Source organism: Azohydromonas lata, assembly GCF_034427735.1.
Classification (GTDB): domain Bacteria; phylum Pseudomonadota; class Gammaproteobacteria; order Burkholderiales; family Burkholderiaceae_C; genus Azohydromonas; species Azohydromonas lata.
The window spans coordinates 83,654-101,578 of record NZ_JAXOJX010000021.1 but is presented as its reverse complement, the minus strand read 5'-3'; the positions used below and the strand labels follow the sequence as shown (position 1 = coordinate 101,578).

14 protein-coding genes are annotated in these 17,925 nt (G+C 71.0%); 7 read left to right on the top strand and 7 right to left on the bottom strand.

Features of this window, described 5'->3' with window-relative positions; genetic code table 11:
* Positions 1-235: 235 nt before the first annotated feature.
* The 3 genes from SM757_RS14255 to ypfH all read right to left on the bottom strand — a co-directional run bounded on the left by SM757_RS14255 (position 236) and on the right by ypfH (position 2,895).
* On the bottom strand, positions 236-1,093 hold the full coding sequence (locus SM757_RS14255) for a 2OG-Fe(II) oxygenase (RefSeq protein WP_066334896.1): 858 nt from the start codon (positions 1,091-1,093) through the stop codon (positions 236-238).
* Positions 1,094-1,148: 55 nt separating this feature from the next.
* Positions 1,149-1,937: a peroxide stress protein YaaA gene (gene yaaA / locus SM757_RS14250; protein WP_322465967.1), complete on the bottom strand. Its 789-nt coding sequence runs from the start codon at positions 1,935-1,937 to the stop codon at positions 1,149-1,151.
* A gap of 250 nt (positions 1,938-2,187) precedes the next feature.
* A complete protein-coding gene (gene ypfH, locus SM757_RS14245) occupies positions 2,188-2,895 on the bottom strand; it encodes an esterase (RefSeq protein ID WP_322465966.1) in 708 nt (235 codons plus the stop codon).
* Positions 2,896-3,109: 214 nt separating this feature from the next.
* Between ypfH and SM757_RS14240 the strand changes: the two genes are divergently transcribed.
* Genes SM757_RS14240 through SM757_RS14225 form a run of 4 tightly spaced genes read left to right on the top strand, consistent with a single transcriptional unit; the run spans position 3,110 to position 5,635 of the window.
* Complete coding sequence (locus SM757_RS14240; RefSeq protein ID WP_322465965.1) at positions 3,110-3,517, top strand: VOC family protein; 408 nt, start codon at positions 3,110-3,112, stop codon at positions 3,515-3,517.
* 19 nt (positions 3,518-3,536) lie between these two features.
* Complete coding sequence (locus tag SM757_RS14235) at positions 3,537-3,995, top strand: metallophosphoesterase family protein (RefSeq protein WP_066334911.1); 459 nt, start codon at positions 3,537-3,539, stop codon at positions 3,993-3,995.
* A gap of 27 nt (positions 3,996-4,022) precedes the next feature.
* Positions 4,023-5,042, top strand: a complete 1,020-nt coding sequence (locus tag SM757_RS14230; protein WP_066334914.1) for an XdhC family protein — start codon at positions 4,023-4,025, stop codon at positions 5,040-5,042.
* The gene (locus SM757_RS14225) at positions 5,039-5,635 is read left to right on the top strand and encodes a nucleotidyltransferase family protein (protein ID WP_322465964.1); all 597 of its coding nucleotides are present in this window, start codon (positions 5,039-5,041) and stop codon (positions 5,633-5,635) included. The genes SM757_RS14230 and SM757_RS14225 overlap by 4 nt, the downstream gene beginning before the upstream one ends.
* An 87-nt stretch (positions 5,636-5,722) precedes the next feature.
* On the opposite strand, the gene SM757_RS14220 is transcribed toward SM757_RS14225, so the two are convergent.
* Positions 5,723-8,242, bottom strand: coding sequence for a YgiQ family radical SAM protein (locus tag SM757_RS14220; RefSeq protein ID WP_407655759.1), 2,520 nt, complete (start codon positions 8,240-8,242; stop codon positions 5,723-5,725).
* A 226-nt stretch (positions 8,243-8,468) separates the two neighbouring features.
* Here SM757_RS14220 and SM757_RS14215 point away from each other — a divergent pair, with 226 nt between their 5' ends.
* Entirely contained in the window at positions 8,469-10,298 is a 1,830-nt protein-coding gene (locus SM757_RS14215) for a methyl-accepting chemotaxis protein (RefSeq protein ID WP_322465963.1), read from the top strand.
* Between the two features lie 113 nt (positions 10,299-10,411).
* Here SM757_RS14215 and SM757_RS14210 read toward each other — a convergent pair whose 3' ends face one another.
* Complete coding sequence (locus SM757_RS14210; RefSeq protein WP_322465962.1) at positions 10,412-11,824, bottom strand: aminotransferase-like domain-containing protein; 1,413 nt, start codon at positions 11,822-11,824, stop codon at positions 10,412-10,414.
* Between the two features lie 194 nt (positions 11,825-12,018).
* Here SM757_RS14210 and SM757_RS14205 point away from each other — a divergent pair, with 194 nt between their 5' ends.
* Positions 12,019-13,260, top strand: coding sequence for an aminotransferase-like domain-containing protein (locus SM757_RS14205; RefSeq protein WP_322465961.1), 1,242 nt, complete (start codon positions 12,019-12,021; stop codon positions 13,258-13,260).
* 42 nt (positions 13,261-13,302) lie between these two features.
* Here the strand turns inward: SM757_RS14205 and SM757_RS14200 are convergent, their stop codons facing one another.
* Positions 13,303-15,429 carry a calcium-binding protein gene (locus SM757_RS14200; RefSeq protein ID WP_322465960.1) on the bottom strand — a complete coding sequence of 709 codons (2,127 nt, stop codon included), beginning with the start codon at positions 15,427-15,429 and terminating at the stop codon, positions 13,303-13,305.
* Positions 15,430-15,612: 183 nt separating this feature from the next.
* Here SM757_RS14200 and SM757_RS14195 point away from each other — a divergent pair, with 183 nt between their 5' ends.
* Positions 15,613-16,947 carry a PQQ-dependent sugar dehydrogenase gene (locus tag SM757_RS14195; RefSeq protein WP_407655758.1) on the top strand — a complete coding sequence of 445 codons (1,335 nt, stop codon included), beginning with the start codon at positions 15,613-15,615 and terminating at the stop codon, positions 16,945-16,947.
* A gap of 41 nt (positions 16,948-16,988) precedes the next feature.
* Here the strand turns inward: SM757_RS14195 and SM757_RS14190 are convergent, their stop codons facing one another.
* The gene (locus SM757_RS14190) at positions 16,989-17,756 is read right to left on the bottom strand and encodes a ParA family protein (protein WP_066338185.1); all 768 of its coding nucleotides are present in this window, start codon (positions 17,754-17,756) and stop codon (positions 16,989-16,991) included.
* Positions 17,757-17,925 lie beyond the last annotated feature (169 nt).

Here is a 17,925-nt window from a genome sequence, read left to right as displayed (position 1 = left end):
AACAGCCGCGCCGCGACGAGCCCCGCCGCTCCGCCCTCACCGGCGGCGGCGCGCGGCTGACGCAGCCCAAGCGCTGAGGTCGTCAAGGCCAGCGGCCCGCGTGCAAGGCGCGGGCTGTTGGGCGGCTGTCGGCTGCCCATGAAAGTGAAAACGTCGCCCATGAGGCGACGTTTTCACTTGGGGCGACGGAAAAGGCGGAAGGCTCAGCGCCCCGCCGGCGCCCTCATCGCCCCCATCACACGAACACCCGCTGCCGCAGCCACTTCGTGGCGACCCACTTCTCCCCGGTGATCACCGGCGCGCCGCCGTGCAGGGTACGGGTGTCGGGGTGCGGGCGGGCGTAGCTGAAGAACACGGCGTTGCCCTTGATGGGCGCGACTTCCAGGCCCACGTCGGGGAAGATCGTCGCGCCGCCCTGCTCCGGGGTGTTCAGGTACATCACCAGCGTGCCCACCCGCTGGCCGCCGCGCTGCAGGATGGCCGGCGTGCCCGGCTGCGCGGGGTCGAAGTAGTCGTGGTGCGGCCGGTACTCGGCGCCCGGCCCGTAGCGCAGGATCTGCAGCCCCTCGCCGTGGTCCACCGGCCAGTTCACCAGCGCGCCGATGCGCTCCTCGATGCGCTGGTGCAGCGCCGTTTCGCACCGGCTGAAGAACATGCCGGAGCTGGTGCGGGCGGCGTTGACCTCGCTGCCGCCCGTGGTCGTGTCCACCGTTTCCGAGCGCGCCAGGCGCGGACGGGCCAGCTCCACGAGCTGGTCGCACTCGTCTTCCGACAACAGCCCGCCAAACACCACCACGCGCGGGCTGTGCATCGCCATCAGCACCTTCACCTCATGCCCGCCCACCGCCACGATGCTGGGCTGCTGGCGCAGGTCAGGCTCGGGCACGGCCGACAGCGCCGGCGGTGCGGGCTGCACGGCCGGCTTCTGCAGCGAGTCCATGAAGCCCTGCAGGGTGGTCTCCAGCGCGTCCAGCGCCACGGCCTCATCCCAGCCGCTGGCGCGCATGGCCGCCACCACGGCCTCAGGCCGGTGGCCGGCGCGGGCCTGGTCGATGATCCATTGGCGCAATTCCGGCGTGATCTGCTGGCTCATGTCGAATTCCCGTGATTGGTCGTGAGGTCTCGCGGCGGCCCCGCAGGGCGCGGGCTCAGGCGGCCGCGCGGCGGCGGAAGACCAGCCTGTCGTCGGTGGAGGCGGCGGCGTCGAAGCGGTAGCCGTCGGCGTCGAACTCGCGCAGCGCCTCCACGCGGGCGGCGCGGTTGAGGATGGCCCAGCGCGCCATCAGCCCCCGTGCCCGCTTGGCCCAAAAGCTCACCACCTTGTAGCCGCTGCCCTTCCAGTCCTCGAACACGCACTCGACGATGCGCAGCGCCGGCAACGCCTTGCGGTCCACCGCCTTGAAGTACTCCTGCGAGGCGAGGTTGACCAGCACGGGCTGCGGGTCCTGCGCGAGCTGCGCGCGCAGGTGGTCGGCAATGCGCGTGCCCCACCAGGCATACAAATCCTTGCCGCGCGGATTGGCCAGGCGCGTGCCCATCTCCAGCCGGTAGGGCTGCAGCCGGTCCAGCGGGCGCAGCACCCCGTAGAGGCCGGAGAGGATGGCCAGGTGCTGTTGCGCCCACGCCAGGTCGTCCACGGCGAGGGTCTTGGCGTCCAGGCCGTCGTAGACGTCGCCGTCGAAGGCGAGCACGGCGGGCTTGCTGTTGTCGTCGTCGCAGGTGGTGGACCAGGCGGCGTAGCGGGCCACGTTGAGCGTGGACAAGGGGCCGGAAAGGTCCATGAGGGCGCCGACCTCGGCCGGCGTCTTGGGCTTGAGGAGGTCGATCAGCCCGGCCGCTTCATCCGTGAACGCAGGCAGCGTGGCGCGCTGCAGCGCGGACGGCGGCGTGGGGGTGTCGTAATCCAGGGCTTTGGATGGCGAAAGCAGGAAGAGCATGGGAATGAACAGTCGGCAAGTGAGCGGACGGCCGGGGAAAGTGGCGGCGGATGCCGGATTTTGCGGAGTGGCGGCGTAGGGGCGGTGACTGATCGGGACTGTGCGTTGGCCGAGCTGAGATCCAGGCCGCCAGCCACCACACCGTCATGCCCGCGAAAGCGGGCGTGACGAAGCAGTAGGCGAAACGCCTGGACTCACGGGACACGCAGTGCCACCAGGTTTCGCCGGACGGCAGTGCGCTCCCAGCCCCTCAATGCTCGCAATCCCCCCCGCGCTGCGCGCTGGACACCGCACCCAGCGCCGCCTGCCAGGTGCGGTGCGGGATGTGGGTGCGCAACCGGTGGATGGCCTCGTCCAGCAGGGCGGGGTGCAGCTCGTGGCCCACGCCCTCGGCGATGTCCAGCGTGGCGTCGCCGCCCAGGAGCGCCAGCCGCTCCAGCGCCTCGCGGGCGTGGCGCGTGGGCATCACCGTGTCCTGCGCGCCATGCAGCAGGTGCAGCGTGGTTTCGCGCGGGGCGTGGTCCGGCAACACGGCATAGCGGCCGCCGAAGGCCAGCACCCGGCCGGCCAGCCCGTCCTCGGCCTGCGCCGTCTCCAGCGCCAGGATGGCGCCCTGCGAAAAGCCCACCAGCGCCGTCACCGCGGGCGTGGCGCGCAGCCGCTGCTGCGCCGCGCGCAGCCACGCCACGAAGCGCTCGCGCGCCGCGGCCACGCGCTGCGGCCGGTTCTCCTCGGTGACGCCGCTCACCGAGAACCACTGCCGCCCCTGGGGGCCGCCGTCGAAGTCGTCAAAGCCTTCCGGGATCAGCAGCGCCGCCTGCGGGAACTCGCGCTGCAGCGCGCGGGCCGTGGGGATCATGGACGCCGCGTCCGCCCCCACGCCATGCAGCAGCACCATGAGCTGCGGCGGGGGCAGGCCCTGGCTGTTGTTGGGAATGAATTCAATGCAATCGCTCATTCCGGGATTGTGGGCGAGGCCGAAAGCACCGGCGAAGCCCGCCGCGCAAACCCCATGTCAAGCGCAACGACTCCGGCGCCCGCCCCGGCCCGCACTTTGCCGGTGCCTGTACACCAGCCGCGCTGCCGGGCCTACCATCGCGCCCGCCGCGCCCAGCCGCGGGCGCGCGCCCTGCCCTGTTGGCCCGCCCATCACGATCCGAGGAGAGCCCGCCATGCACGACCAGATCTACGTCAACCTGCCGGTCAAGGATTTGCAGCGCTCCATCGACTTCTTCACCCGGCTGGGCTTCACCTTCGACGAGCGCTTCAGCAACGAGCTGGCGACCTGCATGGTGGTGGGTCCCAACATCCACGTGATGCTGCTGAGCGAGCCCTTCTTCCAGGGCTTCATCGGCGACAAGCGGATCGCCGACGCCCACCGCGCCAGCGAGGCGCTGATCTGCATCTCCTGCAGCAGCCGCGCGCAGGTGGACGGCCTGGTGGCGCAGGCGGCAGCCGCGGGCGGGCGCATCCCGCGCCCGGCCCAGGACCACGGCTTCATGTACGGCCACGCCTTCGAGGACCTGGACGGCCACATCTGGGAGCTGATGTTCATGGCCGGCGAGCCGCCCAAGGCCTGACCGCTCACCCTCGCCCGCCATGCCCCGCATTGCCCTCATCTCCGACACCCATGGCCTGCTGCGCCCGCAGGCGCTGGCGGCGCTGCAAGGCTACGACGCCGTGATCCACGCCGGCGACATCGGCCCGCCAGAGCTGCTGCGGCAGTTGGAAGCCATCGCGCCGCTGACGGTCGTCCGCGGCAACAACGACCGCACCGCCTGGGCGCTGGAGCTGCCCCACACCGTGCTGCTGGACGTGCAAGGCGTGCGCGTGTGCGTGGTGCACGACGTGAAGGAAGCGCCCAGGCCGCTGCCGCCGGGCGTGCGCGTGGTCGTGTCCGGCCACTCGCACAAGCCGGCCTGCGCCGAAAGCGCCGGCGTGCTGTGGGTCAACCCGGGCAGTGCCGGGCCGCGCCGCTTCAAGTTGCCGGTGTCGGTGGGCGAGCTGCTCATCGACGGCAACGACGTGCGGGCGCGGCTGCGCATGCTGGCGGTCTGAGCCCAGAAAGAAACGAGGGAGAGATCCATGGACGCCGTCGATCTGGAAATCATGCGCGCTGCCCTGGCCTGGGCCGGCCAGGGCCAACGCTGCTGGAGCGCCACGGTGCTGGGCACCTACGGCTCGGCGCCGCGCCCGGTGGGGGCGATGGCGCTGCTGTGCGAAGACGGCCGCGTGGCCGGCTCCGTCTCCGGCGGCTGCGTGGAGGACGACCTCATGGCCCTGCTGCAGGCCGACGCCACGGGCCTGGCCGCCCCGCGCCGCCTGGTCTACGGCCGCAGCGACGAGGAGCGTGCCCGCCTGCGCCTGCCCTGCGGCGGCAGCCTGGACCTGTGGGCCGAGCCCGCGCCGCTGGCGGATTTTCAAGAGGCGCTGCGCCTCATAGACGCCGGCCAGGGCTGCGTGCGCGAGATCGATTTGCCCGGCGGCGCCTCGCGCGTGCGCGCCGCGCTGCCCGGGGACGCGAGCGCGCTGAGCGAAGGCGTCTTCACTCAGCGGCTGGGCCCGCGGCGGCGCCTGGTGCTCGTGGGCGCGGCGGAAGTGTCGCGGTATCTCGCGCCCATTGCGCGCACGCTGGACTTCGAGGTCTTCGTCATAGATCCGCGCCCCGAGTACCTGCAGAGTTGGCCGGCGGACCTCCCCGCGCGGCGCCTCTCAGGCATGCCGGACGACGAGCTGATCGCCCTGAAACCCGACGCCGGCACCGCCGTGGTGGCCCTGTCGCACGACCCCAAGCTGGACGACCTGGCGCTGCTGGAGGCGCTGCCCGGCGCGGCCTTCTACGTGGGCGCCATGGGCTCGTTCAAGAGCACGGCGGCGCGGCGCGAGCGGCTGGCGCTGTTCGACCTGGCGCCGCAGGCCATCGCCCGGCTGCGCGGCCCGGCCGGGCTGGACCTGGGCAGCCGCACGCCGCCGGAGATCGCGGTGGCCATCGCGGCCGAGCTGGTCCAGTGCTGCCGCGCCGAGGAGACGCGCCAGCGCCGCGCCGCCGTGTCCGCGCTGGAGGCGGCCGCCGCCGAGGCGCCGGCCTGCCGGGTGGACGCGTGAGCGCGGTTCAGGCCCTGCTGCTGGCCGGCGGCTTTTCCAGGCGTTTCGGGGCCGACAAGCGCCAGGCGCGGCTGGCGTTGGGCGACACGCTGCTGGAGCGCAGCCTGCGCACCTGGGCGAGCGCGCTGGGTGCCGTGCACGTGGCGCTGCGCGGCACGGACGAAGCGTTGGCGCGGCGGGTGGAGGCCTTGGGCGGCGTGCCGCTCCTTTGCTCCCGCAGCGAGGAGGGCTTGGGCGCGACGCTGGCCCAGGCCGTGGCGCAACTGCCGCCCGGCCCGGTGCTGGTGGGGCTGGCCGACATGCCTTTCGTCCAGGCCGGCACGCTGCAGGCGCTGGCGCGGCGGCTGGAAGGCGGCGCGCCCGCCGTGGCGCCCTTCTTCAACGGCCAGCGCGGCAACCCGGTGGGGTTCGGCGTGGAGCACCGGCCCAAGCTGCTGGCGCTGCAGGGCGACCGCGGCGCGGGGCCGCTGCTGGTTGGGCTGGCGCTGGAGCGGGTGGACGTGGACGACGCGGGAGTGCTGGTGGACATCGATCAGCCGGCGGATTTGCAGACGTCCGGCGACGCCGCCCAACCGCCCGCCACGCCTGGATGACGCCTGGATAAGGCTCAAATCACGAACAGGTCGGCCGCCGACAGTGCCCTGCCCGGCGCGCCCCAGGAGGGCGCGGGGTCCGGCGGTTCAGCGCCCCTTGCGCCCGCCCGCCTTGGCCGGTGCCGGCCGCCCGCCTGTCTCGCGCGGCGGCAACCCCGTGTGCTGCGTCAGCAGCGTGCCGCGGCGCGGCGCCGCGCCGGCGGGCTTGGCGTAGGAGACGCCACCTTTGGGCGCCTGTGCACCGGCCGCACCCGGTCGGCCGCCGGCCATCCCGGCCTTGCCGCCGGACACGGCGGTCTTGCCCCCGGACAGCACCGTGGGCGCCTTGCCGCCCGTCGCCGCCTGCGGCATCCCCACTTTCCCGCCCGGCTTGGCCACGGACGCCCGCGCCCCGGCCGCCGTGCTGTTCTTGCGCCGCGCGCTTTGATACGCCCCGTCGGTAGCCGGCTGGAAGGTCGGGATCAGGTGGTGCTTGCCGTTGCCGATGAGGTCGGCGCGGCCCAGGTCCTTGAGCGCGTCGCGCAGCAGCGGCCAGTTGTTGGGGTCGTGGTAGCGCAGGAAAGCCTTGTGAAGCCGGCGCCGCCGCTCGCCGCGGACGACGTCCACCTTCTCGCCCTTGGCCGCGTCGCGGCTGATGCCCTTGAGCGGGTTCATGCCGGAGTGGTACATGGCCGTGGCCGTGGCCATGGGCGACGGATAAAAGGTCTGCACCTGGTCCGCCCGGAAGCCGTTGCGCTTGAGCCAGAGGGCGAGGTTCATCATGTCCTCGTCGCTGGTGCCCGGGTGCGCGGCGATGAAGTACGGGATCAGGAACTGCTGCTTGCCCGCCTCGGCGCTGAACTGCTCGAAGAGCTGCTTGAAGCGGTCGTAGGTGCCGATGCCGGGCTTCATCATCTTGGACAGCGGCCCGCCCTCGGTGTGCTCCGGGGCGATCTTCAAGTAGCCGCCGACGTGGTGCGTGACGAGCTCCTTGATGTACTCCGGCGACTTCACCGCCAGGTCGTAGCGCAGGCCGGAGCCGATGAGGATCTTCTTGACCCCGGGCAGCGCGCGGGCGCGGCGGTACATCTTGATGAGCGGGGCGTGGTCGGTGCGCAGGTTCTGGCAGACGTCCGGGTAGACGCAGCTGGGCTTGCGGCAGGCGGCCTCGATCTCGGGGCTGCGGCAGCCCAGGCGGTACATGTTGGCCGTTGGGCCGCCCAGGTCGGAGACCACGCCGGTGAAGCCCGTCACCTTGTCGCGCATCTCCTCGATCTCGCGGATCACGGAGTCCTCGCTGCGGCTCTGGATGATGCGGCCCTCGTGCTCGGTGATGGAGCAGAAGGTGCAGCCGCCGAAGCAGCCCCGCATGATGTTCACGCTGAAGCGGATCATTTCCCAGGCCGGGATCTTGGTCGCACCGTCGTGGCGGCCGCTCTCGTCCGCGTAGCGCGGGTGCGGGCTGCGGGCGTAGTGCAAGTCGAAGACGTGGTCCATCTCCGCCGTGGTCAGCGGGATGGGCGGCGGGTTGATCCACACGTCGCGCTCGCCATGGCGCTGCACCAGCGCGCGGGCGTTGCCGGGGTTGGTCTCCAGGTGCAGCACGCGGTTGGCGTGGGCGTAGAGCACGGGATCGCTCTTGACCTGCTCGAAGCTGGGCAGCCGGATCACGGTCTTCTCGCGCGGCGGCAGGGCGATGCGCCCGGTCTTGCGGCTCACGGGCATGGCGACCACGGCCACGCCGGGCTCGCCTTGCGGCGTCGCGGCACCCTCGCCGGCCTGGCCATCCGCCGGGCCCTGCTGGCCCTCCTCCTTGGTGCAGGAGCCGCCCTTCGCGGCGGCCTGCTCCTCGGTCGTGAGGTAGGGGTTGATGTGCTCGTCAATGCGTCCCGGGCGGTCCACCTCGGAGGAGTCCAGCTCGAACCAGCCCAGGGCGGTAGGGTCGTTGCTGCGGCGCATGAAGGCGGTGCCGCGCACGTCGGTGATGCTCTCCACGGGCTCGCGGCGGCCCAGGCGGTGGGCGACCTCGATGAGCGCGCGCTCGGCGTTGCCGTAGAGCAGCAGGTCGGCCTTGGCGTCCACCAGGATGGAGCGGCGCACCTTGTCCTGCCAGTAGTCGTAGTGCGAGATGCGGCGCAGCGAGGCCTCTATGCCGCCGATGACGATGGGCACCTCGGGGAAGGCCTCGCGGCAGCGCTGCGCATAGACCAGGCAGGCGCGGTCGGGGCGCGAGCCGCCCTGGCCGCCGGGGGTGTAGGCGTCGTCGCTGCGGATCTTCCGGTCGGCCGTGTAGCGGTTGATCATGGAATCCATGTTCCCCGCGGTGACGCCCCAGAAGAGGTTGGGCTTGCCCAGCGCCCGGAAGGGCTCGGCGCTTTGCCAGTCCGGCTGGGCAATGATGCCGACGCGAAAGCCCTGCGCCTCCAGCACCCGGCCGATGACGGACATGCCGAAGCTCGGGTGGTCCACGTAGGCGTCGCCGGTGACCAGCACCACGTCGCAACTGTCCCAGCCCAGCGCGTCCATCTCCTCGCGGCTGGTTGGCAGGAATTTGGCCGTGCCGAAGCGCTTGGCCCAATACGGGCGCCACGAGGTGATCGGCTTGGCGTTCAAAGGCAGTTGGGACACGGCGGCAGGACTTCTTCAGGCAAACCCCGCATTGTCCCCGCTCACGCCCAGGCAAGCCCCGATCAGGGTTGTGCAGCCTGCCTCGCCCTCCCCGCTCTAAGGGTTAAACACCCTGTTTCCCGGCGTCATCCCATAACAAGATGACACAAATTCCTGACCGATGGGTCGGCATTGCGCTCAGGGGCAGGCCCGCAGGCGCACAAGAAGAGCGACGAGGGAGACGAACATGAGGCTGAGGAACCTGTCGGTGCGCAACCGGCTGGCCATGGTGTTCGGCGTGCTGGTGCTGCTGTTGTGGGCGGTATCGGCGGGCACGCTGCACACGCTGGGACGGGAGCACCAGTCCTTTGAGCGCTATGCCGGCGAAATGAGCGTGCGCCAGGAGCTGGCGCACCAGCTCCTGCACGCCGCCAGCGCGCGCGCCATGGCCGTGCGCAACGTGCTGCTGGTCGACGATGACGCGCAGCGCCAGGCGCAGCGCGCGGGCTTCGAGCAGGCGCAGCACCAGGTCGAGGCCGCCTTGGCGCAGCTCAGGCAAGCGCTCAACGGCGCCGGCGGCGGCACGCCGGCCGAGCAGCAGCACTTGCAGCAGATCGCGCAGGCCGACGCCCAATCCGGCGCGACGGCGCTGGAGATCGTGAAGATGGCGCTGGAGGACAGGCGCCAGGAGGCCGTGGCACGCCTGGGCCGCGACGGCACGCCGCAGGTGCAGGCGCTGCTGGCGGCCGTGCAGGCGCTCATCGCGCTGGGCACGCAGCAGGCGGGCGACGAGGTGCAGGCCGCGGCGCAGGCCTATGCCCAAAGCCGCTGGCTGCTGCTGGCGGCCTGCGCGCTGGCCGGGCTGCTGGCCGTCGGCCTGGGGGCCTGGGTGACGGCCTCCATCACCAGGCCCATGGCGCAGGCGCTGGGCGTGGCGCAGGCCGTGGCCCAGGGCAACCTGAGCATGGACATGGACACCAGCGGCCGCGACGAGGCCGCGCGCATGCTGCAGGCGCTGGCGGCCATGCGTGACCATCTCGCCCACACCGTGGCCGACGTGCGCCGCAACGCCGAGGGCGTGGCCTCGGCCAGCGCGCAGATCGCCCAGGGCACGCAGGACCTCAACCAGCGCACCGAGCAGCAGGCCAGCTCGCTGCAGCAGACGGCCTCCTCCATGGAGCAGTTGGGCAGCACCGTGCAGCACAACGCCGACAACGCGCTCCAGGCCAATCAGCTCGCGTTGGGCGCCTCGGAAGTGGCCGTCAAGGGCGGGGAGGTGGTGGCGCAGGTGGTGGGGACGATGCGGCGCATCGAGTCCGGCTCGCACCGCATCGCCGACATCATCGGAACGATTGACGGCATCGCCTTCCAGACCAACATCCTGGCGCTCAACGCCGCCGTGGAGGCCGCCCGCGCCGGCGAGCAGGGCCGGGGCTTTGCCGTGGTGGCGGGCGAGGTGCGCACGCTGGCGCAGCGCAGCGCCGAGGCGGCCAAGGAGATCAAGCAGCTCATCACCGAGAGCGTGCAAAGCGTGGGCGAGGGCTCGGCCCTGGCCGACCAGGCCGGCCACACCATGGAGGAGGTGGTGAGCGCCATACGCCGCGTGACGGACCTGATGGGCGAGATCAGCGCCGCCAGCGCCGAGCAGAGCAAGGGCGTGTCCCTGGTGGGCGACGCCGTCACGCGCATGGACCAGGCCACGCAGCAGAACGCCGCGCTGGTGGAGCAAAGCGCCTCAGCCGCAGGCAGCCTGCGCGAGCAGGCACAGGCGCTCGTGGGCTCGGTGGCGGTGTTCCGCCTGGGAGCCCAGGCCGACAGCGGCCGCCCTGCCCCGGTGGCGGCGCGGGCGCAGGCCATGGTGGATGCGCGGTCGCCGGCCCCGGCCGCGGCCGCGGCGCAGCCCGCCACCGGCAGCGGCTGGGACGGCGTGGAGCGCCGCGGCCCCCACCGCGCCACCAACGTCACGCGCCCAGACTTCCGCCGTGCCGCGCCGGCCATGGCCATGGCAGCGGCCGCGGTGACGCCGCTGGCGCAAGCGCGCACGGGGACGGACGACGAGGAGTGGGCGGCGTTTTAAAGGGCCGGCAGCCAGGTTGGGTTTCGCCGGCCGCATCGTTCAGGAATCTGAACGATCCCGCCCATTCAATGGGGGCCCAAAGGGCGTGAAAGCGAACGATGAGCGCCGCCCGCTCATCCCGCCCCGCCCAACTGCGCCTTCAAGAACCCCAGCAGCCGCGCGTCGGTGGCCCAGGCGGCGTTCAGGCGCAGGCGGTCCGCGCCCACGCCGCGGCGCGAGAACATGTGGCCGCCGGCGATGACGATGCCGGCCTCGCGCGCGGCCTCCACCAGCGCCGGCGCCAGCACGCCCGGCGGCAGCCCGGCCCACAGGAACACGCCGCCGGCCTGCGCCGCGTCGGCGTCAAAGCGCAGCCCGCAGCCCTGCAGCGCCGCGATGGCCGCGCCCCGCGAGCGCGCCAGCCGCTCGCGCAGCCGCAGCACGTGGCGGTGGTAGCGGCCGCTGCGCAGCACCTCGGCCACCAGCGCCTCTTCCAGCGTGGAGCCCGACAGCACGTCCATGAGCTTCAAGTCCACCAGGCGCTCGGTGAGCGACAGGGGGGCGGCCAGGTAGCCCACGCGCAGGCTGGGGCTCAGCAGCTTGCTGAAGCTGCCCACGTAGATCACGCGGCGCAGCGCGTCGATCTGCGCCAGGCGCACGCCCGCATCGCCCGCGAGGTCGCCATAGACATCGTCCTCCACCAGCACGAAATCGAACGCCTCGGCCAGGTTGAGGATGCGGTGGCTGCGCGCCGGCACGGTGCTCGCGCCCGTGGGGTTGTGCAGCAGCGTCTGCGTGAAGAAGGCGCGCGGGCGGTGCTCCTGCACCAGGGCGGCCAGGGCGTCGAGGTCCGGCCCTTGCGCCTCGCGCGGCACGCCCACCACGCGCAGGCCCAGCGCGGCGAGCTGGCTGTGCAGCAGGAAGTAGCCGGGGTCGTCCACCAGCACCGCGTCGCCCGGCACGGCCACGGCGCGCGCGGCGAGCTGCAGCGCCTGCGAGGCGCCGAAGGTGGTGAGCAACTGCTCGGGCCGCGCCGGGATCTGCCGCCGCGCCAGCCGCGCGGCGAGCTGCTCGCGCAGCGACGGCAGCCCCTGCACGGGCGGCACCACGGCGGCCTCGGCGCTCTCGCGCAGGCTGCGCGCCAGCGTGGCGGGGGCGATGGCGTCCTCGTACCAGTGCCGGGGCAGGTAGCCCGCGCCGGCCTGCAGCAGCGTGGCGTCGGTGGACAGCACGCTGTGCGTGAAGCCGGACGTGGTGGTGGCCGGCTGCGCGCGCGGCGCCGCCGCCGGCGCGGCCGCGGCCTGCGCGGCCGTGCGCTGCACGTAGTAGCCCGCGCCGGGGCGCGAGGCCACGTAGCCCAGGCCGGAGAGCCGGTCCAGCGCCACCAGCACGGTGTGCACGCTCACCTCCAGCCGCGCCGCGAGCTGGCGCACCGAGGGCAGCCGGGCCCCGGGCAGCAGCGCGCCCTCGTCTATGCGCTGCGCGTAGTGGCGCACGATCTGCTCGGTCAGCGGCGGGGCGTCGGTGTCTTTGGCAAGGGTGAACATGGCTCTCGGCCGGAATTCAGGCCGGCATTCAAGCATGGCGCGGGGTGCAACTGTTGCGGTGAATCCATCAAACAGTGCGCTCGACCGTACCGGTGACCGTACCGGGACAGTTGGCGCCGTGCTGCCTAGTCTTGAGCCCCACGCAGCCCCTTCCCGTTCACCCCATTCACCCACGCCACAGCCGCCGACCCGCCATGAGCACCGACCAGAACACCGACCAGAACACGCAACCAGCGCCCCGCTATGCCCTGTCCGCCCGCGCCGCCGCGCTGCGCAGCTCCGACGTGCGCGAGCTGCTCAAGGCCGCGCAGCAGGCGCAGGTGATTTCCCTGGCCGGCGGCCTGCCCGCGGCCGAGCTGTTCGACACCGAGGGCCTGCGCGCGGCCACGCTGGCCGCCCTGGACACCAACCCCGCCGCCGCGCTGCAGTACGGGCTGACCGAGGGGCAGACCGCCCTGCGCGAAGCGCTGCAGGCGCGTGAGCGCGAGCAGGGCATCGCCCTGGCCGGTCGCGCGCTGCTGGTGACCACGGGCTCGCAACAGGCGCTGGACATCGTGGCGCGGCTGCTGCTGGACGAGGGCGACGTGGTGGTGGTGCAGCGCCCAAGCTACCTGGCCGCCCTCCAGACTTTCAACTTGGCCGGCGCGCAATGCCTGGGGCTGGACGAGGACGAAGAAGGTGCCCGGGTGGAAGACCTGGAGACCATGGCGTTTCCTCGCAAGCCCAAGCTCGTCTACCTCGTGACGCCCTTCGCGAACCCGTCCGGCGCGACGCTGTCGCTGCGCCGCCGCCGCTGGCTGCTGGAGTGGGCGGCGCGCAACGAGGTGCTGGTGCTGGAGGACGACCCCTACGGCGTGCTGCGCACGGAAGGACAGGAGCTGCCCAGCCTGGCGGCGCTGGCGCAGGACGTGCCGGGCGCGCGCGCCTGGGTTGGGCGCACCTCCACGTTGTCCAAGGCCGTGGCGCCGGGGCTGCGGCTGGGCTGGCTGGTGCTGCCCACGGCGCTGGCGGAAGCCGCGGCGCGGGTGAAGCAGTCCATGGACCTGCACACCTCCTCCTTTGCGCAGGAGGTGGCGGCGCACTACCTAGCCGGCGGGCGGCTGCCGGCGCACCTGGCGCGGGTGCGCGGCGCCTACCGCGAGCGGCGCCGCGCGCTGTGCCAGGCGCTGCGCGAGGCCTTCGGCGGCGCGCTGGAGTTCAGCGAGCCGGAGGGCGGCATGTTCCTGTGGGCGCACTTCACCGACGGCACGGACACACGCGCCCTGCTCCCGGCGGCGCTGGCCGCGGGCATGGCCTTCGTCCCGGGCGACGCTTTTTACGCCGGTGCCGCGCCGCGCGACCGGCTGCGCCTGAGCTTCAGCACCGAGACGCCTGAGCGGCTGCGCGAGGGCGTGGCACGGCTGCGGAAGGCCTGGGAGGCGTCGCGCAGGGGCTGAGCAAGCCCGCACGCCGCAGGCGGCGCGAAGCCGCCCTGCCCCTCAAACCACGAACAGGTCCGCCGCCGTGAGCACGGTATTGGCGCCCAGCTTGGCCAGCAGCACGGCCGCGCGTGCGCCCGTGCCGTCGGCATCAAAGCGCAGCTCGCCCGTGGACGGCGTGTAGATGAGCCGGTCGCCTGCGTCCAGCGCCGCCTTGCCCAGGACGAAGGCGCCGGCGTTCAGCGCCCCCAGCGGGCCCAACGCGGCGTAGGCGGTGTGGTCGAACTCCAGCCGGTCATCGACGGCAACGAAGTCGGTGAGGCTGTCCACGGTGGTGCTGCCCGGCGCGTCGGCGAAGCGGAAGGCATCCTGGCCCGCGCCACCGCTGAGCTGGTCCAGCCCAGGGCCGCCGATGAGCGTGTCGTTGCCTGCGCCGCCTGAGACCGTGTCGTTGCCCGCACCGCCGCTGAGCACGTTGGCCACGGCATTGCCGCTCAGCACGTCGCCGACACGGCCACCGGTGGCGTTCTCGATTTGCGTGCCGAAGCCGATGAAGGATTGGCCCGCGGCCAGGATGCTGCCGGCCTTGGTGCCGACCCAGTTCCAACTGCCCTCGGCCAGATTCAGGTGCACGGCAGCGCTCTCGCCGGCGGCTGACAAGGTGTCCACGCCGCCGCCGTCCCAGATGTAGCGGTCCTGCAGCGAATAAGTATTGCTGCCGGCACGCACGCCGGCATTGACACCATAAAGATATTGAATGGCGGCCAGGTCAAACATGCCAATATTTTGCGCATGCACGCTGGAATTGTTGTAGCTCATGACCGTATTCTGCTGATCATCCTCCGCCTTGGGCAGCACGGGAGCTTCAAAAGAATGCTTCAAATATAAAGTATGTCCAATCTCGTGCAGCAGTACCTGATACCCATAATCAGGCGCCATCAGGGAAGCGTAATCCACCTTGACATGAACGGCGCCGTTTGCAGACGCATAACCAGAAGCATCATAGTAATGCCCAGACGCCAGATCGTCGCGGAAAAAACGCATTTTCACGCCAGGGCTGTCGGCCACTTCCTTGAATTTCAGGCCGGACACGACAGCATAACAAGCCAGTGCCGCGCGCACTGACGCCTGCTGCGCCCCATTGAAAGTTGCAAACCCCGTCATTCCCGGCGTCGGGCTCAGCGCAAAACTGTAGCTGATGGTTTTTGGCGAGCCGCTGGCGGGAATATCTGGAATATTGTTGTACAGCAGCCCAGAAATAAAATAGGGCAGCGCTTGCGCCCCATTGGTGTAGACCACCGATTCGATGCTGCCGGGCACGAAGGCGCCGTTGATGGAGACGTAGGCCGTGTCGCGGCCGCTTGCGTCCCAGACGCTGTCAAGGCGGTCATCGAGGTAATAGACGTCGTCGCCGGTACCGCCCTGCAGCGTGTCCACGCCCGCGCCGCCGTGCAGGGTGTCGTTGCCGTCGCCACCATCCAGGCTGTCGTTGCCGGCGCCGCCGTCCAGGCTGTCATGGCCGGCAACAGCATAGAGGGTGTCGTTGCCTTCGCCGCCATAAAGGCTGTCGCTCCCGCCACCGCCATCGAGTTTGTCGTTGCCCTGGCCGCCATCAAGAAAACTGCGGCCGTATTCCCTGTAAACGCCAAGATAGTCATCGCCGGCGCCGCCCTGCAGCGTATTGTCGCCTGCGCCTCCATACAGTGAATCCTGGCCCGCGCCGCCGTCCAGGCTGTCATGGCCGGCGCCACCGAAAAGGGTGTCGTCGCCGATGCTCCCGTAAAGGGTGTCATTGCCGTTGCCGCCGGAAATGGAGTCGTTGCCTTCCCCACCGTCCAGGATATTTTTTCCCAATCTGGCGCTGACGCTCAAAGTGTCATTTCCCGCGCCGCCTTGCAGGACGTTGTCGCCGGCATCGCCATACAGGTCATCATTGCCCGCGCCGCCCAGAATCGTGTCGTTTCCCAGCCCGCCATACAGCAAGTCATTGCCATCCCCGCCGTCGATCAAATCGTTTCCGGCATAGCCGATGGTATTGATGAGATCGTCGCCGCCCCCGCCCCGCAGGGTATCGGCGCCACCGAGACCATAATAAATATCAGCGTTTGGCGTACCGACAAAAACGTCGTTGCCGCTGGTGCCGTAAATAGGCTTCGAGGCGGCCTTGGCGCGGATTTTTATTTCCATGGACGTCGTTTCTTATCAAACCATGAACAGCCGCGCCGCCTCCCCGGCGGCGCGCAGGACTCGAAATTCTGCGCCGTTTATCCTACATTTTGTTGCACATCGTTCAGTGTACGGGATGGACAGGCGGTGCAAGGACTGGGCCCTCGGCGCGCCGTTTGCCGTGACTCCCGGGCAAACCCAGCTTTGCCAAGGAGCCTTGCCGTGTCCCTGCGCCTGACCGTGCTGGCCGTTGCCGCCGCCTTGCTGGCGGGGTGCGGCAGCGATTCGCCCCGCCTGTCCGTGGCGGACCTCACCGGGCCCGAGCCCACGCTGCCGCCGCCGCACAAGACGCTCATTCCCACCATGGACGTCGCCCCGGCCGTGGGCTGGCCCTCCGGCGCCAAACCGCTGGCGGCGCAGGGCCTGCAGGTGGCCGCCTTCGCCACCGGGCTGGAGCACCCGCGCTGGCTGTACGTGCTGCCCAACGGCGACGTGCTGGTGGCCGAGAGCAACGCGCCGCCCAAGCCGGAGGACGGCAAAGGCATCAAGGGCTGGTTCATGAAGAAGGCCATGGCCAAGGCCGGCGCGGGCGTCCCCAGCGCCAACCGCCTCACGCTGCTGCGCGACGCGGACGGCGACGGCGTGGCGGAGACGAAGACGGTGTTCCTCCAGGGCCTGAACTCGCCCCTGGGCATGGCGCTGGTGGGCAACGACCTCTACGTGGCCAACTCCGATGCGCTCGTGCGCTTCCCCTACACGCCGGGCGCCACGCAGATCACGGCGCCGGGCGAGCGGCTCACGGAGCTGCCGGGCGGGCCCATCAACCACCACTGGACCAAGAACGTGATCGCCAGCCGCGACGGGCGCACGCTCTACGCCACGGTGGGCTCCAACTCCAACGTGGCCGAGAACGGGCTGCAGGCGGAAGAGGGACGCGCGGCGATCTGGGAAATCGACCGCGCCAGCGGCCGCAAGCGGCTGTTCGCCACGGGCCTGCGCAACCCCAACGGCATGGCCTGGGAGCCGTCCACGGGCGTGCTGTGGACGGTGGCCAACGAGCGCGATGAGCTGGGCAACGACCTGGTGCCGGACTACCTGACCTCGGTGAAGGACGGCGGCTTCTACGGCTGGCCGTGGAGCTACTGGGGCCAGCACGTGGACGAGCGCGTGACGCCGGTGAACGAGCAGGCGGTGGCCAAGGCGATCAAGCCGGACTACGCGCTGGGCGCGCACGTGGCCGCGCTGGGGCTCACCTGGGGGGGCGATGCGGCGCTGCTGCCGCAGAGCCTGCGCCAGGGCATGTTCATAGGCCAGCACGGCAGCTGGAACCGCAAGCCGCCCGCGGGCTACCAGGTGGTGTTCGTGCCCTTTGCCAACGGCCGGCCCGGCGGGGCGCCGCAAACGGTGCTCTCAGGCTTCCTCAACGACCGCGGCGACGCGCAGGGCCGCCCCGTGGGCGTGGCCGTGGACGGCAAGGGCGCGCTGCTGGTGGCCGACGACGTGGGCAATGCGGTGTGGAGGGTGACGGGGGCGAAGTAACCCCCCGAGGGTCACGGCAGTCGAGGTGCAGGCCGTTGCAGTCAGGCGGGCAGCGCCTCGTGCAGCTTCTGAAACTCCTGCGTGAGCTTGTGCTTGGGGTCCATGTGCACCATGGGCTGCGAGCGCTGGTGGGACTCGCGGATCTTCACCGAGGCGCTGAGATACGGCTGCAGCACGGGCAGGCCCTCGTCCACCAGTTGCTGCACCAGTTGCTGCGGCAAGTTGGCGCGGGGCTGGTACTGGTTGACCACGATGCCGTCCACGCGGAGCTGCGCGTTGTGGTCGGCGCGTATCTCCTGGATGTTCTCCAGCAGCGCGTCCAGCGCGCGGCGCGAGAAGGCGTCGCAGTCGAACGGGATGAGGCAGCCGCCACCGGCGATCAGCGCCGAGCGCGTGTAGAAGTTCAGCGCCGGCGGGGTGTCGATGTAGATGCGGTCGAAGTGCGGCGCCAGCGACTCCAGCGCCTCGCGCAGCTTGTAGATCTTGTAGCGCGATTCCAGCTTGCTCTGCAGTTCTTCCAGCACCGGGTGCGAGGCCAGGACGAAGAGGTTCTCGAACGGCGTGGGCAGGACGAAGTCGATGGGTGCCTTGGGCCGCATGCTGAAGTGCAGCACCTGGTCGAACAGGCCGCCCAGGTGCGGCGCGTCGTCCGCCACGGCGTCCCCCAACAGGTAATGCGTGGAGTTGCCCTGCGGGTCCAGGTCCACCACCAGCGTGCGCAGCCCCTGGTGCGCGCTGATGGCCGCCAGGTTGCAGGTGATGGTGGATTTACCGACTCCACCCTTCTGGTTGAACACGACGTACCGCATGGACCACTCCTCCCGCTGCTGAGCGCTGCTGCCGCGCGCGGCAGGCCGCGCCGCGCCAACCGCGTATTGTGCAGTGCGGCAAACGGGGCGCCTTGGGCTTTGCAACAGGCGCGCCAGCCGTGCCGGCCTGAAGCAGCTGCGGCTGTGGCTGTGGCTGCGGCCCAACGCG

Coding starts and splice junctions, on each gene's coding strand:
- SM757_RS14255 (WP_066334896.1), bottom strand. CDS start 1,093: ATGAGCCAGCAGATCACGCCGGAATTGCGCCAATGGATCATCGACCAG.
- yaaA (WP_322465967.1), bottom strand. CDS start 1,937: ATGCTCTTCCTGCTTTCGCCATCCAAAGCCCTGGATTACGACACCCCC.
- ypfH (WP_322465966.1), bottom strand. CDS start 2,895: ATGAGCGATTGCATTGAATTCATTCCCAACAACAGCCAGGGCCTGCCC.
- SM757_RS14240 (WP_322465965.1), top strand. CDS start 3,110: ATGCACGACCAGATCTACGTCAACCTGCCGGTCAAGGATTTGCAGCGC.
- SM757_RS14235 (WP_066334911.1), top strand. CDS start 3,537: ATGCCCCGCATTGCCCTCATCTCCGACACCCATGGCCTGCTGCGCCCG.
- SM757_RS14230 (WP_066334914.1), top strand. CDS start 4,023: ATGGACGCCGTCGATCTGGAAATCATGCGCGCTGCCCTGGCCTGGGCC.
- SM757_RS14215 (WP_322465963.1), top strand. CDS start 8,469: ATGAGGCTGAGGAACCTGTCGGTGCGCAACCGGCTGGCCATGGTGTTC.
- SM757_RS14210 (WP_322465962.1), bottom strand. CDS start 11,824: ATGTTCACCCTTGCCAAAGACACCGACGCCCCGCCGCTGACCGAGCAG.
- SM757_RS14205 (WP_322465961.1), top strand. CDS start 12,019: ATGAGCACCGACCAGAACACCGACCAGAACACGCAACCAGCGCCCCGC.
- SM757_RS14200 (WP_322465960.1), bottom strand. CDS start 15,429: ATGGAAATAAAAATCCGCGCCAAGGCCGCCTCGAAGCCTATTTACGGC.
- SM757_RS14190 (WP_066338185.1), bottom strand. CDS start 17,756: ATGCGGTACGTCGTGTTCAACCAGAAGGGTGGAGTCGGTAAATCCACC.